This window comes from Mesorhizobium sp. P2_A12, assembly GCF_056405075.1.
This window is the reverse complement of record NZ_JBFUCU010000007.1, coordinates 223,073-239,778: the sequence shown is the minus strand read 5'-3', so window position 1 is coordinate 239,778 and position 16,706 is coordinate 223,073. Positions and strand designations below refer to the sequence as shown.

Genomic DNA, 16,706 nt, shown 5'->3' with positions numbered 1-16,706 from the left:
TCGGATTCAAGGGAGCAAAATTCTGATAAAACCGCGCCGAAACAGCGGGATGGCGCCACAAGCTGACTCTGTTGCGAAGCCGGAATTTTTGCCAGCCTGGCGAACCCTGCATCGTCAGGACGCGGCGGTGTTCTCGCGCAGCAGCCGCTCGGCGGCGGCGCGCGCCTCGTCGGTGATGGTGGCGCCGGCCAGCATACGCGCGATCTCTTCCTGCCGCGCCGGCCGGTCCATCTCGGCAATGCCGGTCGCGACGCGGTCGGTGCTGCCCGACTTGGAGATCAGGAAATGCGTCGCCGCGCGCGCCGCTACCTGCGGCGCATGCGTGACCGACAGCACTTGGACGCGTTTCGACAATCGCGCCAGCCGCTGGCCGATGGCGTCGGCGACAGCACCGCCCACGCCGGTGTCGATTTCATCGAAAACCAGCGTCGGCGCCGAGCCACGGTCGGCCAGCGCCACCTTCAGCGCCAACAGGAAGCGAGAAAGCTCGCCGCCGGAAGCGACCTTCATCATCGGCCCAGGCCGTGTGCCTGGATTGGTGCGCACCCAGAATTCGATCTGGTCGATGCCTTCTTCCATGCGGCCCTCGGCCTCGCTCTTCATCTCGACGATGAAGGCGGCGCGTTCGAGCTTTAGAGCCGGCAACTCGGCCATGACCGCCTTGGTCAGGCCGACCGCCGCCGCATGGCGCAGCGAGGACAACTGTGCGGCGGCAATGTCATAGGTCTCGCGCGCCGCGGCCGCCTGCTTTTCCAGCCCGTGCAAGCGTTCCTCGCCGGCATCGAGATCGGCGAGATCGGCCGACATCGTGTCGCGCAATTGCGCCAGGTCGTCGACGGCGACAGTGTGCTTGCGCGAAGCGGCGCGCAGCGAAAACAACCGCTCCTCCGCCTTCTCCAGCCGTTGCGGATCATATTCGGTGGCGCGCAGTGCGGCCTCGACGCCCGATTGCGCCGCGTCGAGCGACAGCATCGCCTCGTCGAGCGACTTGACCACGTCGTCGAGCAGGCCTGGCGCTTCGGTCACCTTGCGTTGCAGCCGTCTGAGCAGGCTCGCCAGTTGCGGCAAGGGCGAGGACGGGCCGGAAAGCACATCCTGCGCGTCATGGATTTCGGAAGCGATCTTCTCCGCCCGCATCATCGATGCGCGCAGCTCGGCGAGATCGGTCTCCTCGCCCGGCTGCGGATCCAGCTTCGTCAGCTCCGCGACCGCAGCACGCAGATAGTCGGCCTCGCGCGCGGCCGCCGCCACCTTGGCGCTGTGGCGGGAAAGCTCCTGCTCGCAGGCGCGCCAGTGCCGCCACGCCTCGCCGGTCGAGCGCACAGCGCCGAGATGGCCACCGAAGGCGTCGAGCACATCGCGGTGCGCGCCGGGATCGACCAGAGCGCGTTCGTCGTGCTGGCCGTGGATCTCGACCAGCGCGCGGCCGACATCGCGCATCAGCGTGACGCTCGAAGGCTGATCGTTGACGAAGACGCGGGTGCGGCCATCGGCCGTTTGCAGGCGGCGCAGGATGATATCGCCGTCATCGTCGATGGCGTTTTCGGCAAGCAGTGTGCGGGCCGGATGGTTGCGCGGCACGTCGAAGACGGCGATCACCTGGCCCTGCGCCGCGCCATGGCGTACCAGCGACGCGTCGCCGCGCGCGCCGAGCGCCAGCGACAGGGCATCGAGCAGGATGGATTTGCCGGCGCCGGTTTCGCCGGTCAGCACGGAAAGACCCGGCTGGAAGTCGATATCCAGCTTCTCGATCAGGACGATATCGCGGATCGATAGTCTGGAAAGCATCAGAACCCGGACCTATTGCATGTCGCCCAAAAATGGACCCGGTTTTGGGATGCCGACATGCACAAAAACAAAAGACGTAAAGACGTAAAGCGCGATGCGCTTTAGAGCGGCACGCGACCATCTGCAGTCGCAGCGCCGCACTATCTTTTTGTTTGGGCACCGGATCAATCCGAAAAAGCGTTGCGTACGCTTCGGTCCAATGCTCCGGGGTCAGGCGCCGCCGGTGATCATCTTCCCGGCCTTGGATATCCACGAGCCGGCATTCTCGCGCGGCGCAAGCCCGTTGCTCTGCAGCAGCTTGTAGGAATCCTTGTACCACGAACTGTCGGGGTAGTTGGTGCCGAGCACCGCGGCGGCGGTCTGTGCCTCCGAGGTCAGCCCCATCGCGTAGTAGCTTTCGGTCAGGCGGGCGAGCGCCTCCTCGACATGGCGCGTGTTGGAATAGTTCTCCACCACGGTGCGGAAGCGCTTGACGGCGGCGATGTATTCGCGGCGCTCGAGATAATAGCGGCCGATCTGCATTTCCTTGCCGGCCAATTGGTCGTTGGCGAAGCGCATCTTTTCCTTGGCGTCGTCGACATATTCCGATGTCGGCCAGCGCGTCACCAGGTCCTGCATCGTCTGAAGGGTCTGGCGCGCTTCCTTCTGGTCCTGCGTCACGTCCTTGATCTGGCGATAGTAGCTCAAGCCGATGATGTACTGCGCGTAGGCGGCGTCATCGGTCGACGGATAGAGCGTGAGATAGCGCTTGGCCGAGCCGATCGCCTCGTCGTAATTGCCCTGTCGATAGTCGGCGAAAGCGCCCATCACCATCGATTTGCGGGCGAATTCCGAATAGGGATGCTGGCGGTCGACGGCATCGAATTTGCGGCTCGCCTCCTGCAGGCGCCCGGCATTCAGATTGGCAAGGCCTTGATTGTAGAGAACATCGGCCGGCTCGGTCTGGTCGACATAGGTCGACAGGTCGATATCTTTCTCCGACGACATGCAGGCCGACAGGAAGAGCGATGGAACAACCACCGAAAGCGCCAGGAAAACAGCCCGCTGCGGCGCTTTCAATTGACCAACTCGCTTGAAGAACATGATTGGATTCCGCCCTTTCGGCGTTATTTCAATACGTGTTGCATGCCCTTGTCCCAAACTTGGTCCCCACTTTTGAGCGACATGCACTAATCGAAGGCAGCAGCCATAAACCATAACCGCCTTGCCCGGCAACGCTATCGCCGGCCAATCGCACATTTTTGTGGCGGTCGGAGACTGCTTGAACATCCGTGCAATTTCACCAGCAGGTGATGCATTCGTGCAACATCCGCTGCCTGCGATGGAATCCGAAAAAACAGGAGAATCAAATCATCCAGGGCGCGTAGAGCGGCGCGTTGACGGCGTTCATCTCGGCGCTGCGGCCACGCTCGCGGCGTGTCGTCTCGACGATCTCGAATGCCGTGCGATCCGACAGCAGGCGGCGCAGCGCGGCGGCATTCATCCTGTGCCCGCCGCGATAGGAGCGGAAGCAGCCGATGAAACGGGCGCCGGCCAGCGCCAGGTCGCCCATGGCGTCAAGCGTCTTGTGGCGAACGAATTCGTTGGGATAACGCAGGCCGCCCATGTTGATGACGCGGTTGTCGTCACCGATCACCAGCGAATTCTCCAGCGAGGAGCCTAGCGCATAGCCGGCGGCCCACAGCCGCTCGACATCCTTCATGAAGCCGAAGGTGCGGGCGCGCGCAAGGTCGCGGCGGAAAATATCGGCGTTGAGGTCCGACGCAAACAGCTGCCGGCCGATTGCCGGGCTTTCGAAGTCGATCTCGATCTCGAAACGGGTGCCGTCGTAAGGCTTGAACTCCGCCCACGAGGCGCCGTTCTCGATGCGAACCGGCTTGATGACCCTGATATAACGGCGCTTGACCGACAGCGTCTCGACGCCGGCCTGGTCGATGGCTTCGACGAACGCCATGGCGCTGCCGTCGAAGATGGGAACCTCGGAACCGTCGATCTCGATGGCGACATTGTCGATGCCGAGCCCGAACAGCGCCGCCATGATGTGCTCTACCGTGGCGATGTGCTCGCCGGCGGGATCACCAAGCATGGTGCACAGGTCTGTGGCGCCGACTTCGGAAACCAGGGCGCGGACCTCGCGGCCCTGCTCGGCGCCGTTGAAAAGCTGGAACACGATGCCGGTATCGGCATCTGCCGGTATGAAGCTGATGGAAACTTCCTTGCCGCTGTGGACGCCGGTGCCGGTAAGCGACGCGCGCGTCTTCACTGTCGTCTGATAGTCGTGCAAGACAATCCCCATAAGCCCTAAGGTCCGCTTCTCCAGCCCGAGGGCGCGGCTCTTGTTGAAATCGGCAGGCAGGGCGACTTCCCCCGAAATCCTGACAAACCGACTATGGTGGCCGGAAGATAATGTCGCGGGTTGGAGACTCCAAATCACGGTTTCTTACTCTTTGTAACCGCGAGCCGGATTCAGTTGAGCTTGATAAGTCATTGAAATATCATCATTTTAAACGTTAACAGGCAAGCAATTTCTTGCTTGCCTGTTAACAATTCTTAAAGCCCGTTTACCGATCAGTTGGCCTGGCGGCGCAGGAACGCCGGAATCTCCAGCTGATCATCGTCCTGAGTCGCCCTCACCTGCGGCGTCAAGCGGCCCTGCTCGTCGAGTTGACCGCGGCGCGGCGCATAGAGCTGCGCGTCCTGGCTGGCAAGACGGCGCACTTCAGGCGCTGCCTGGCGCAGCTTGGGTTCGCGTGGCTGCGCCGGCTGCAGCCGGGCAGGCTCTTCCTCGCGACGGGTCAGGCCGTTGGTCAGGCGCTTCAGCAGGCCCATCGGTCCGCTGTTGTTCTCGTGGTCGGCCGGGCGGCTCTTGGCATCCACCTCGGCCTTGACGACCGGCGGAAAGTCCTCGACGCGCGGCATCCGCTGCGGAGCCATAGCAACCGGCTGCGGCGCTTCACGCAGCATTTCGCGCGGCTGCGGGGCCGGCTGCGCCACGGGCTGCGGCATCGGCTGTGCTGGCGGCGCCTGGAAGATCTTGCTCTGCGGGCGGAAATCCTCCGCATGGGCAACGGGAGCCGGACGAGCCTGCGCCATCGCCGCTGCATTTGCTTCCGCCAGCTGGATGGCTTCGGCGACCGGGTCGGCGGCGCGCGGTTCGTAAGCTGCCTGCTGGACCGGCGCCGGGCGGCTTTCCACTGCGGCAACGGCCGGGCGGCTGACCGGCTTCTGCGGTGCGGTGCGGATCGAGATCGGCGCTGCGGCGATTTCCGCCGCCGACTTGTCGATGCCGGTGGCAACCACCGAGACGCGGATGACGCCTTCGAGTTCCTCGTCGAAGGTGGCGCCGAGGATGATGTTGGCGTCCTGGTCGACTTCCTCGCGGATGCGGGTCGCCGCTTCGTCGACCTCGAACAGGGTCAGGTCGCGGCCGCCGGTGATCGAGATCAACAGGCCCTTGGCGCCCTTCATCGAGGTCTCGTCGAGCAGCGGGTTGGCAATGGCGGCCTCAGCGGCCGCCATCGCGCGGCCCTCGCCTGAAGCCTCGCCGGTGCCCATCATCGCCTTGCCCATCTCGCGCATGACCGAGCGCACGTCGGCAAAGTCGAGGTTGATCAGGCCTTCCTTGACCATCAGGTCGGTGATGCAGGCAACGCCGGAATAGAGCACCTGGTCGGCCATGGCGAAGGCGTCGGCGAAGGTCGTCTTGTCATTGGCCAGCCGGAACAGGTTCTGGTTGGGGATGACGATCAGCGTATCGACGCATTTCTGCAGCTCTTCGATGCCAAAATCCGCCGTCTTCATGCGGCGCTGGCCTTCGAAATGGAACGGCTTGGTGACGACGCCGACGGTGAGGATGCCCTTTTCGCGTGCGGCACGCGCCACGACCGGAGCCGCACCCGTGCCGGTGCCGCCGCCCATGCCGGCGGTGACGAAGCACATATGGGTGTTGGACAGATGATCGATGATCTCGTCGATGCATTCTTCCGCCGCCGCGCGGCCGACTTCCGGCTGCGACCCAGCGCCAAGGCCTTCGGTGACATGCGCGCCGAGCTGGATCAGCCGATCGGCTTTCGACATGGTCAGCGCCTGTGCATCGGTGTTGGCCACCACGAACTCGACACCGCGCAGACCGGCGGTGATCATGTTGTTGACAGCATTGCCGCCGCCACCGCCGACACCGAACACGGTGATCCGCGGCTTAAGCTCGGTGATGTCCGGCTTCTGCAGATTGATCGTCATTGTCTCCGTCCTTTGCCTTTCACGCCGCTTCGCCGCCGCGGCCGCCTATGGGGCTGTCCCCGTCAATTAGAAACTGTCTCTCAACCACTGACTCATGCGATGCAGTTTTCCACCCGTTCCAGTCATTCTGAGACCGGAAATTCCTTTCGCCGGATGGCTCTCGAAGCTCGCCATCTGCGGATAGATCAGAAGCCCCACAGCGGCCGAGAAGGCCGGTCCCTTTGCCGCTTCCGGCAGGCCGGCCACGCCAAGTGGGCGCCCGATGCGCACATTGCGTCCGAGGATCCGGCGCGCCGCCTCCGGCAGGCCGGCAAGCTGGCTGGCGCCGCCGGTCAAGACGACGCGCTTGCCCACCGCATTGCCGTAGCCGGACTTGTTCAGCCGGTCGCGCAGCAATTCGAGCGTCTCGTCGATGCGGGCGCGCACGATGCGCGTCATCACAGAGCGCGGGATCTGCAACGGCACGTCGCCGTCGTCGCCGATCGGCTGGATCGAGACCAGGTCGCGGTCGTCGGCGCTGCCCGGCAATGCCGAGCCATGCATCACCTTCAGCCGCTCGGCGGCGTCGAGCGAGGTCGACAGGCCCTTGGCCATGTCCAGCGTGACATGGTTGCCGCCGATGGCGATGGCGTCGCCATGGACGAACTTGCCTTCCGAAAACACCGAGATCGTGGTCGTGCCGCCGCCCATGTCGATGCAGGCGGCGCCCATTTCCAGTTCGTCGTCGACCAGGGCGGCCAGCCCGCTGGCATAGGGCGTCGCGACCATGCGCTCGACCGACAGGTGCGACCGGTTGATGGAAAGCTCCAGGTTGCGCATCGGCGCGGCGTCGCCGGTCAAGACATGCATGTCGACGCCAAGTGCGTCGCCGACCATGCCGCGCGGGTCGCGCACTCCGCGCTCGGCATCGAGCGAAAAGCCGACGGGGAGCGAATGGATCACCTCGCGTTCGGCCTTCAGTGCTTGCTTGGCGCCGGCGCCGAGAACGCGCTTGATATCGGCCTCGTCGGCCTCGTGGCCGCCAAGGTTGATGGTGGCCGAGAAGGCTTCGCTCTTCAGCCGGCCGGCGGTCATGTTGACGATCAGCGAATCGACCGTCAGCCCAGCCATGCGCTCGGCCGCATCGACGGAAAGACGAATGGCATGCTCGGCGCGATCGAGGTCGACGACGACTCCCGACTTCACGCCTTGCGACTTCTGATGGCCTATGCCGATCACCTGGATCCGGTGCGAGCGGCCGCGCAACAGCTTGCCGTCTTCGCTCGGCTTCAGCTTGGCCACCATGCAGCAAACCTTGCTCGAACCGACATCCAGCACCGTCAGGGTGCCGGATCGGCGCGACGCGGCGTCGCCATGACCGCCAAGCCAGCTCATATTTTCGTCTCCGGCTTGCGCTTCAGGCTTTTGGGTTTTTCGTTGAGGGCGGCTTCGCGCTGCGTCGCCGCCTCGGGCGTCAGCTGCACGACCAGCCTGTCCGTCAGGCGCATGTCGACGGCGGCGATATCGCGCGACAACAGCCCCTTGTCCTGGTCCATCTTGACGAGCTCGGCGATCGCCTGATCCTCGCCATCCTCAGGAAGCTTGACGGTGATGCCGTTGTCCAGCTTCAGGTCCCAGCGCCGTTCGCCAACGCGGACATAGCCTTTGATCCGGCTCGCGAGTTCAGGATACTTTTCGACCTTGACCAGGAAGTCCGGCGCCTTGGCCGGCGCACCGACGCCGATCAGCAAAGGCAAAAGCACCTGCTTGCCGCCGGAGAACGGCGCGATCACAGCGCCATTCTTCTCGATGACCGAGAGCCCATCGCCCTGCTGCCAGAGCGCGAAGGGCTCGCGCTCCTCAACGCGTACTTCCAGCGTGTGCGGATAGACCTTGCGCACGGCGGCGACCTCGATCCAGGGCAAGGTAGCAATGCGCTCCCGCGCCGCCTCGGCATCAAAACCGATCAGCGAGGTCCAGCCGTCGAGCTCGAGCCTGTCGAGGATGTCGATCTCGGAGGTCTGGCGATTGCCGACCACCTTGACCTGATCGACGGCAAAGCCGGTGCGGGCAGTGATGCTTTGCACGATGCCGTCGACATGGCCGCCGAGATAGGCGCCATAGGCACTGCTCGAGACAAGCAGCACGGCAGACATCATGGCCGCGGAGAAGCGCGGCGCCTGGAATTCACCCACGCCCAGGCGCGCAAGAACGCGCACCGGGCGGCGAAGCACACGCGGCAGCACGAAATGGCCTGATGACAATGGCAGGCCGAACAGCGCCGGCCCGGCCGCGCCCTTCCCCTTACCTTGTCCCCATTTCAACGCAGACACGAAGCGTCCTCCACCATCCAACTCAACAAATCGCCAAACGAGTGCCCGGCCTGGGCGGCGATTTCAGGCACCAAGGACGTCGGCGTCATACCCGGCTGGGTGTTGACCTCGAGCCAGACAACCTCGCCGTTTTCGGAATGCCGATCGTCATAACGGAAGTCCGACCGGGAAACGCCCCGACAGCCGATCGCTTGATGAGCCTTGAGCGCCAGTGTTTGTATTTTTTGGTAAATATTCGGTGAAACTTTTGCGGGGCATTCGTGCTTTGATCCCCCAGCGACATATTTTGAATCATAGTCGTAGAAGGAATGGCCGGTCGGGATGATCTCGCAGACCCCCAGAGCCACATCGCCCATTACGGCGCAGGTGAGCTCGCGGCCATGGATGTAGCGTTCGACCATAACGGTATCGCCATATTTCCACTCGGACGAACCGATGACCTGCGGCGGATGCGACTGCCCCTCATGCACGATGACGACGCCGAAGCTCGACCCCTCGTTGACAGGCTTGACCACATAGGGCGGCTTCATCGGATGCTTGTTCTGGATGGCGAAGCGGCTGGCGACCTTCGATTCGGCGACCGGGACACCGACCGATTTGGCAACCCGCTTGGCCTGCTCCTTGTTCATGGCCAGCGCCGAGGCGAGCACGCCTGAATGCGTATAGGGAACACCGAGATATTCGAGGATGCCCTGGATAGTGCCATCCTCGCCGAACGGACCATGTAGCGCATTGAAGGCGACATCCGGCCGGAGTTCGGCAAGCACCGAGCCGACATCGCGCCCGACATCGACGCGCGTGACCTGGTAGCCTTCCTTCTCGAGCTCATCGGCACAAGCCTTTCCCGAGGACAAGGACACGGGCCGCTCGGATGAGAAACCACCCAGCAGGACGGCCACATGCTTGTTTTTCATTCCCCGTCATCCCCTCTCACGGCGGACCAAAAACCAAGATTTCCGCAACATTGAGTCCGAGTCTCCCGGCAGGTTGCCCCCCCAGACGGAAAACGCTGAAAACGCGTCGAACGACTCAAATCAGGAAACGCTTTGGAGCAGAGAATCAGAGAGTTGATTCACTGGCAAGTACTTACGATTCCGAGAGATTCACTTTCTGAGAAAATGGATGCGAAAACCGTGCCGCTGAGTCTTTACAGCAACGGTCGTGGACCATTTCGGCCCCGTTGAAGTTCATGCATCACGTGAACTTCAACACCCGCTACAGGAGTTGCCCAAGAAACTCCTGCACCGCATGCCCCGGCCGGAAATTGCCGATGCGCTTGATTTCCCATTGCAGCCGGATGCCCGCATTTTCCAGCACCCGCGTGCGCACCGTCTCACCGAGATATTCAAGGTCGTAGCCGGTTGCGGTTCCCGTGTTGATCATGAAGTTGCAATGCATAGGCGACATCTGAGCACCGCCGATCATCAGGCCGCGGCAGCCCGCCTTGTCGATCTCTTTCCAGGCTGACGTGCCTTCGGGATTCTTGAAGGTCGAGCCGCCGGTCTTCTCGCGGATCGGCTGCACGGTCTCGCGGTGGTTCTGGACCGCGTCCATCGCTGCCTTGATCGCTGTCTTGTCCTCGGCAAACCCCTCGAACAAAGCCGAGGTGAAGATCAGCCCGGAAGGTGCCACCGAATGGCGGTAGGCGTAGCCCATGTCGGCATTGCTCAGCGTTTGCACATTGCCCCGACGGTCCAGCGCACGCACCTCGACGACGCGTTCGCGCGTCTCGACGCCGTTGGCGCCGGCGTTCATCCGCAGCGCGCCGCCGACGGCGCCGGGAATGCCGTGATAGAAATGGAAGCCGCCAATGCCGGCTTCGAGCGCCACGGCGGCAACGCGCTTGTCGGGCGTCGCCGCGCCCGCCTTGATCGTGGTCGGCGAAACAGTTTCGGCCTCACCAAATCCCTTGGCCGAAAGCCGGATGACAAAACCCGCAATGCCGCCGTCCCGGACCAGAAGGTTCGAGCCGACGCCGACGATGGTCAGCGGGACCTCTTCGGGAACGGCTTTGAGGAACGCGGCCAGGTCCTCCTCGTCGGCCGGCTGGAACAGCACTTCGGCCAGCCCCCCGGCGCGGAACCAGGTGATCTTGTCCATCTCGGCATTCGGCGTCAGGCGGCCACGCAGGCCGGCAAGCCGGTCGCCAAGTCTGTCGATCAGGGCCTGGCCATGCATCATGATCATGAGACTGTCCCGCCAAGCTCCTTGGGCAGCGCATAGGCCCATTGGGTGATGTTGCCAGCGCCGAGGAAGACGACGAAGTCACCGGGCTTGGCCAGATCACGGATGATCGGCGCGATTGCTGCCGGACCCTCGATGTAGCGCGCGTCGCGATGGCCGCCCGCGCGGATGCGCGACACCAGCGCATCGGATGTCACGCCTTCGATCGGTTCTTCGCCGGCCGCGTAGACCGGCGCCACCATCACCGTGTCGGCGTCGTTGAAACAAGTGGAAAACTCGTTGAACAGATCGTGCAGCCGGGTGAAGCGGTGCGGCTGGGCAATGGCGATGACGCGGCCCTTGGTGGCGCTGCGCGCCGCCTTCAGCACAGCCGAGATCTCGACCGGATGATGGCCGTAGTCGTCGAACACATCGACGCCGTTCCACGAACCGGTATGGGTGAAGCGGCGTTTGACGCCGGCGAAGGACGACAGGCCCTTCTTGATCGCCTCGGCGGACAGGCCAAGCTCATGCGCGACAGCGATCGCGGCCGTCGCGTTGGAGACGTTGTGGCGACCGGGCATCGGCAGGCGCAAGCCGGCGATCGTCGTCTGGCCACCGCTCTTGCGGTTGCGGATCACCACGTCGAACTCAGATATGGCACCCGCCATGCGGTGGTTGGTGAAGCGCACGTCGGCCTGCGCATTCTCGCCATAGGTGATGACGCGGCGATCCTCGATGCGGCCGACCAGCGCCTGCACCTCCGGGTGATCGGTGCACATCACGCCGAAGCCGTAGAACGGCACGTTCTCGACGAACTGGCGGAACGCCTCGCGCACCTTGTCGAAACTGCCATAGTGGTCGAGATGCTCGGGATCGATGTTGGTGACGACGGCAATCTCGGCCGGCAGCTTGAGGAAGGTGCCGTCGCTCTCATCGGCTTCGACCACCATCCATTCGCCATCGCCCATGCGCGCATTGGTGCCATAGGCATTGATGATGCCGCCATTGATGACGGTCGGATCGAGCCCGCCGGCTTCGAGCAAGGTCGCCACCATCGAAGTCGTCGTCGTCTTGCCATGCGTGCCGCCGATCGCAACCGCCTGGCGAAAGCGCATCAGCTCGGCAAGCATCTCGGCACGGCGCACGATCGGCAGCAGCTTTTCGCGCGCTGCCTTCAGTTCGGGGTTGGTTTTCTTGATCGCCGTCGAGACGACGACAACCTCGGCATCGCCGAGATTTTCGGCCTTGTGGCCGACGAAGCATTCGATGCCCTTGTCGCGCAGTCGCTGCACATTGGCGCTGTCGGCCTGGTCGGACCCCTGCACCTTGTAGCCGAGATTGTGCAGCACTTCGGCGATGCCGCTCATGCCGATGCCGCCAATACCGATGAAATGCACAAGGCCGATGGTCTGCGGCATCTTCATGCGTGCGTCCCCTTCCTGAAGTCTGAAACGGTTTTTTGGGACGCAATAGCCTCTGTAAGATCGGCGAGCAACCGTGCCGCGTCGGGCCGGCCGGCCGATTTCGCTCCCGCCGCCATGGCCGCCAGCCGCTCGGGGCTGTCCATCAGCCCGCCGATGAGGGCCGCGATGCGCTCGGGCGAAAGCGAGGACTGCGAGTGCACTTCGCCACCGCCGGCGGCGGCAAGGGCCGCCGCGTTCGCAGCCTGGTCGTGGTCGAGCGCGTAGGGATAAGGCACCAGCAGCGCCGGCCGGCCAATGACGGCGATCTCCGAGACGGTCGAGGCGCCGGAGCGCGAGATCACCAGATGCGCCGTCGCCATGCGTTGCGCCATATCGGTGAAGAAGGGCGAGACTTCGACGGCGACGCCAAGTGCGGCATAGGCCGCCTTCACCCGCGCCACGTCGTCGGCGCGCGCCTGCTGCGTGATCACCAACCGGTTGCGTTGGGCGTCGGAAAGCAGCGCGATCGCCGCGGGCACCGCGTCCGAGAAGAACTGGGCGCCCTGGCTGCCGCCGAACACCAACAGCCTGAACGGCTGCTCCCCGGTCGATGCCGCATAAGGCGTCTTGGCCGCTTCCAGCACGGGAGGCCGGACCGGATTGCCTGTCGTCACCGTCTTGGCGCCGGCCGCACTGGCGTCCTGTGGCAGGAAGCCGCCGGCGATGGCGTCGACACGCCCGGCCAGAGCCCGGTTGGCGCGCCCCATCACCGCGTTCTGCTCATGGATCAGCGTCGGCACTTTGCGCCGCGTCGCCGCATAGAGCGGCGGCAAGGTCGGATAACCGCCGAAGCCGACGACCGCATCCGGCTTGATCCTGGCGATGACAGCGGAGGCCTGGCGCACGCCGCGCCAGATTTTCCAGAAGGCACCAAGCAGGGCGATGGGATTCTTCGAGCCCATTGTCGCCGACTGGATCGGATGGATGGCGGCCGCGGGGAAATGGGCCGCGAACCGCTCGGCGCGGTCGTCGGTGGCCAGATGCACCGTCCAGCCGCGCTCGTTCAGCTCATGCGCCAGCGCCTCGGCCGGAAACAGATGCCCGCCGGTTCCACCTGCCGCGAGAAGGATGACGCCTCTCGCCATATCACTCCGCCGGCAAGGCGCGTTGCGGCAGGGCAAAGCCCATTTGCTTGCGCTTTTCAGGCCGCTTGCGCGTCAGCGCCAGCACCATGCCCATCGAGATGGCGATGGCGATCTGCGAGGAGCCGCCATAGGAGATGAAAGGCAGCGTCATGCCCTTGGCCGGCACCAGCTGCAGGTTGACGCACATGTTGATGACGGCCTGCAGGCCGAACACGGTGACGAGGCCGCCGACCGCATAGCGGGTGAAGTCGTCATGCTCCTTCAGGGCCGTGTTGAGGCCGCGCAGCACGATGAAGGCGAAGATCGACATGATGAAGAAGCACATGATCAACCCGAATTCCTCGCCGGCGACCGAAAAGACGAAGTCGGCATGGCTGTCGGGGATGACCCGTTTGACGGTGCCCTCGCCCGGCCCGACGCCGAACCAGCCGCCATTGATCAGCGCCTCGCGGCCCATGTCGACCTGGAACGTGTCGCCTTCGCCGGTGAGGAACTTGTCGATGCGCAAGGCGACGTGCGGAAACACCGAATAGGCGGCAAATACGCCGCCGACGCCCGCACCACCAAGCGCGATGATCCACAGCCATGGCAGCCCGGCCATGAAGAACATCACACCCCAGGTGCCGGTCACCAGCATCGTCTGGCCGAGATCCGGCTGCGCCACCAGCAGCGAGACGACCAGCGCCAGCAGCAGCATGGCAAACAGATTGCCCGGGATGTCGGGCTGGCGCTTGTGCTCGGCAAACAGCCAGGCGCACATGATGACGAAGGCGGGCTTGAGGAATTCCGACGGCTGGATCGACAGGCCGGCTAGCGACACCCAGCGGCGCGCACCCTTCACTTCGACGCCGATGTAGAGCACCGCCACCATCAGCACCAGCATCAGGCACAACATGATCAGCGCCATGCGCCGGATCTGCCTGGATTCAAGGAAGGACACCGCCAGCATCACGCCAAGCGCCGGCACGGTGAAGATGATCTGCCTTGTGGCAAAATGGAAGCTGTCGAGGCCGATGCGTTCGGCCACCGCCGGGCTGGCGGCGAAGGACAGCACGATGCCGAGCCCCATCAGCGACAGGAACGCCGCCAGGAACCAGCGATCGATCGTCCACCACCAGGTCGCAACCGGACTTTTATCGAGACGGCTCTGCATTATCGTGCCCCTCCGATGGGTTTCACACCCTCGATAGCATTCGCAGCTTGCCTGAAGGCTTCGCCGCGGACTTCGAAATTCTTGAACTGGTCGAAACTGGCGCAGGCCGGCGACAACAGCACCACCACTTCGCTCGTATCGTCTTGAGCCGCATCATGCGCGGCATGTTCGACCGCAGCGGCCAGCGTACCCGATATTTCGTAGGGAACGGCCTCGCCCAGTGTCGCCGAAAAGGCGGGCGCCGCCTCGCCGATCAGATAGGCCTTGGCGATGCGCGGGAAGAAGCCGCGCAACGGCTCGATGCCGCCCTCCTTGGGCAGGCCGCCGGCGATCCAGTAGATGCGCGGAAAGCTCGACAAAGCCGGTGCCGCCGCGTCGGCATTGGTCGCCTTGGAATCGTTGACGAACAGCACGTGATCCTTGCGGCCGACCTGCTCCATACGGTGAGCAAGGCCGGGAAAACTTTCCAGTCCGGATTGGATTTCGCCAAGGTCCAGCCCGACCTTGAGGCAAGCCGCGACCGCCGCCAACGCGTTTTGCGCATTGTGCTGGCCGCGCAGCGAGCCGATGCCTTCGAGGAAAGCGACGCGGCTATAGCGGCCGTTCACCGCCTCCATCAGGTTGCCGCCGTCGGCGAAATAGCCGTCGGTCAGCGGCAGCCGCTTGGAAATGCGGATGACATGCCGCCCTGCCCGCTCCAGCCGCTCGGCTATCTGAGCGCACCAGGAATCGTCGATGCCGATGATCGCAGTCTCGCTGCCGGCCACCAGCCGTTCCTTGATCGAGGCGTAGTGCTGCATGGTGCCGTGCCGATCGAGATGGTCCGGCGTCAAATTGAGCAGGATGCCGGCCGTCGGGTTGATCGAGGGCGCGAGATCGATCTGGTACGACGAGCATTCGACGACATAATGCCGATTGGGCTCGGGCGGATCGAGCGTCATCACCGCGCGGCCGATATTGCCGCCCATCTGGGTGTCGCGTCCCGCCGCTTTGAGGATATGCGCGGTCAATGCGGTCGTCGTCGACTTGCCGTTGGTGCCGGTGATGGCGATGAACGGCGCTGCCGGCGCGGCGAGCATCCGCTCACGGCAGAAAAGCTCGATGTCGCCAATGATCTCGACGCCGGCACCACGCGCCAGCTCGACCGTCCAATGCGGCTTGGGATGCGTTAGCGGCACGCCGGGCGACAGCACGAAAGCGGAGAACTTTGCCCAGTCGGCGCCGCGCAAATCGCTGGTTGCGATGCCGTCTGCCGCCGCCTTGGCAACGCTTTCAGGGTTGTCGTCCCAGGCCAACACATCCGCCCCGCCGGCGATCAGCGCGCGCGCCGTCGCGATCCCCGAGCCACCGAGTCCGAAGAGCGAAACATGCTTGCTTGCGAAGGATGCGGCGGGGATCAAGCGGCCTCCTATCTCAGCTTCAGGGTGGACAGGCCGACCAGCGCCAGGATGACGGCGATGATCCAGAAGCGGATCACCACCTGGCTTTCGGTCCAGCCGAGCTTTTCGAAATGATGGTGGATCGGCGCCATCAGGAACACCCGCTTGCCGGTCATCTTGAAGTAGCCGACCTGGATGATGACCGACAGGATCTCTACGACGAACAACCCGCCGACGATGACCAGCACGATCTCATGCTTGGTGGCGACGGCAACCGTGCCGATCAGGCCGCCCATGGCCAGCGAGCCAGTGTCGCCCATGAAGATCGCCGCCGGCGGCGCATTGAACCAGAGGAAGCCAAGGCCGGCGCCGATGACCGCGCCGAGCACGACCGCCAGTTCGCCGGTGCCGGGCACGAAATGGATCTGCAGATATTCTGCGAACACGGCGTTGCCGGAGAGATAGGCGATGACGCCGAAGGACGCCGCCGCGATCATGATCGGCACGATCGCCAGCCCGTCGAGGCCGTCGGTCAGGTTCACCGCATTGCCGGCGCCGACGATAACGAAGCAGGAGAACGGGATGAAGAACCAGCCGAGATTGATGATGAATTCCTTGGCGAAGGGGAATGTCAGCGACGACGAGAACGGCGCCTGGCCGTTATGCATGATCACCCAGGCGGCGATGCCGGCAATGACGAATTCAAGCGCCAGCCGTGCCTTGCCGGAAAAGCCGAGATGCGACTGCTTGGTCACCTTCAGATAGTCGTCGTAGAAGCCGATCGAGCCGAAGCCCAGCGTCACCAGCAGCACCACCCAGACATAGATGCTCGACAGGTTCGCCCACAGCAGCGACGACCCGATGATGCCCGACAGGATCATCAGCCCGCCCATGGTCGGGGTACCGGCCTTCTTGAAATGCGTCTGCGGCCCGTCGGCGCGGATCGGCTGGCCCTTGCCTTGCCGCAACCGCAGCGAATTGATGATGGTCGGTCCGAAGATGAAGACGATGAGTGCCGACGTGATCAGCGCCCCGCCGGTGCGGAAGGTGATGTAGCGGAAGACATTGAAGACCGAGATCTTGTCCGCAAAATCGACGAGCAGTGTGAACATGCGCTTATC

13 protein-coding genes are annotated in these 16,706 nt (G+C 63.9%); all 13 read right to left on the bottom strand.

From position 1 onward, the window contains the following. Window positions 1-114: 114 nt before the first annotated feature. Window positions 115-1,788, bottom strand: coding sequence for a DNA repair protein RecN (gene recN / locus AC1DZU_RS17995; RefSeq protein ID WP_457154003.1), 1,674 nt, complete (start codon window positions 1,786-1,788; stop codon window positions 115-117). Between the two features lie 210 nt (window positions 1,789-1,998). Then, window positions 1,999-2,871: an outer membrane protein assembly factor BamD gene (locus AC1DZU_RS17990; RefSeq protein ID WP_477286888.1), complete on the bottom strand. Its 873-nt coding sequence runs from the start codon at window positions 2,869-2,871 to the stop codon at window positions 1,999-2,001. 262 nt (window positions 2,872-3,133) lie between these two features. After that, a complete protein-coding gene (gene lpxC / locus AC1DZU_RS17985; protein ID WP_477286886.1) occupies window positions 3,134-4,084 on the bottom strand; it encodes a UDP-3-O-acyl-N-acetylglucosamine deacetylase in 951 nt (316 codons plus the stop codon). A gap of 272 nt (window positions 4,085-4,356) precedes the next feature. Continuing rightward, window positions 4,357-6,027 (bottom strand): cell division protein FtsZ, encoded by a 1,671-nt coding sequence (gene ftsZ / locus AC1DZU_RS17980; RefSeq protein ID WP_477286884.1) that lies wholly within the window; start codon window positions 6,025-6,027, stop codon window positions 4,357-4,359. 66 nt (window positions 6,028-6,093) lie between these two features. Next, window positions 6,094-7,401: a cell division protein FtsA gene (gene ftsA / locus AC1DZU_RS17975; protein ID WP_184874914.1), complete on the bottom strand. Its 1,308-nt coding sequence runs from the start codon at window positions 7,399-7,401 to the stop codon at window positions 6,094-6,096. Next, on the bottom strand, window positions 7,398-8,339 hold the full coding sequence (locus tag AC1DZU_RS17970; protein ID WP_477286882.1) for a cell division protein FtsQ/DivIB: 942 nt from the start codon (window positions 8,337-8,339) through the stop codon (window positions 7,398-7,400). The genes ftsA and AC1DZU_RS17970 overlap by 4 nt, the downstream gene beginning before the upstream one ends. Further along, window positions 8,327-9,253 carry a D-alanine--D-alanine ligase gene (locus AC1DZU_RS17965; RefSeq protein WP_184874916.1) on the bottom strand — a complete coding sequence of 309 codons (927 nt, stop codon included), beginning with the start codon at window positions 9,251-9,253 and terminating at the stop codon, window positions 8,327-8,329. Before AC1DZU_RS17965 ends, AC1DZU_RS17970 begins: the two co-directional genes overlap by 13 nt. A 301-nt stretch (window positions 9,254-9,554) precedes the next feature. Next, window positions 9,555-10,520 (bottom strand): UDP-N-acetylmuramate dehydrogenase, encoded by a 966-nt coding sequence (murB, locus tag AC1DZU_RS17960; protein ID WP_477287058.1) that lies wholly within the window; start codon window positions 10,518-10,520, stop codon window positions 9,555-9,557. Between the two features lie 2 nt (window positions 10,521-10,522). After that, a complete protein-coding gene (murC, locus tag AC1DZU_RS17955; RefSeq protein WP_477286879.1) occupies window positions 10,523-11,929 on the bottom strand; it encodes a UDP-N-acetylmuramate--L-alanine ligase in 1,407 nt (468 codons plus the stop codon). Continuing rightward, the gene (murG, locus tag AC1DZU_RS17950; protein WP_477286877.1) at window positions 11,926-13,053 is read right to left on the bottom strand and encodes an undecaprenyldiphospho-muramoylpentapeptide beta-N-acetylglucosaminyltransferase; all 1,128 of its coding nucleotides are present in this window, start codon (window positions 13,051-13,053) and stop codon (window positions 11,926-11,928) included. The genes murC and murG overlap by 4 nt, the downstream gene beginning before the upstream one ends. A gap of 1 nt (window position 13,054) precedes the next feature. Continuing rightward, window positions 13,055-14,206 carry a putative lipid II flippase FtsW gene (gene ftsW, locus AC1DZU_RS17945; protein ID WP_095086935.1) on the bottom strand — a complete coding sequence of 384 codons (1,152 nt, stop codon included), beginning with the start codon at window positions 14,204-14,206 and terminating at the stop codon, window positions 13,055-13,057. Next, on the bottom strand, window positions 14,206-15,606 hold the full coding sequence (murD, locus tag AC1DZU_RS17940) for a UDP-N-acetylmuramoyl-L-alanine--D-glutamate ligase (RefSeq protein WP_477286875.1): 1,401 nt from the start codon (window positions 15,604-15,606) through the stop codon (window positions 14,206-14,208). The genes ftsW and murD overlap by 1 nt, the downstream gene beginning before the upstream one ends. 8 nt (window positions 15,607-15,614) lie before the next feature. After that, window positions 15,615-16,697: a phospho-N-acetylmuramoyl-pentapeptide-transferase gene (gene mraY, locus AC1DZU_RS17935; RefSeq protein WP_023765130.1), complete on the bottom strand. Its 1,083-nt coding sequence runs from the start codon at window positions 16,695-16,697 to the stop codon at window positions 15,615-15,617. Window positions 16,698-16,706: the final 9 nt, after the last annotated feature.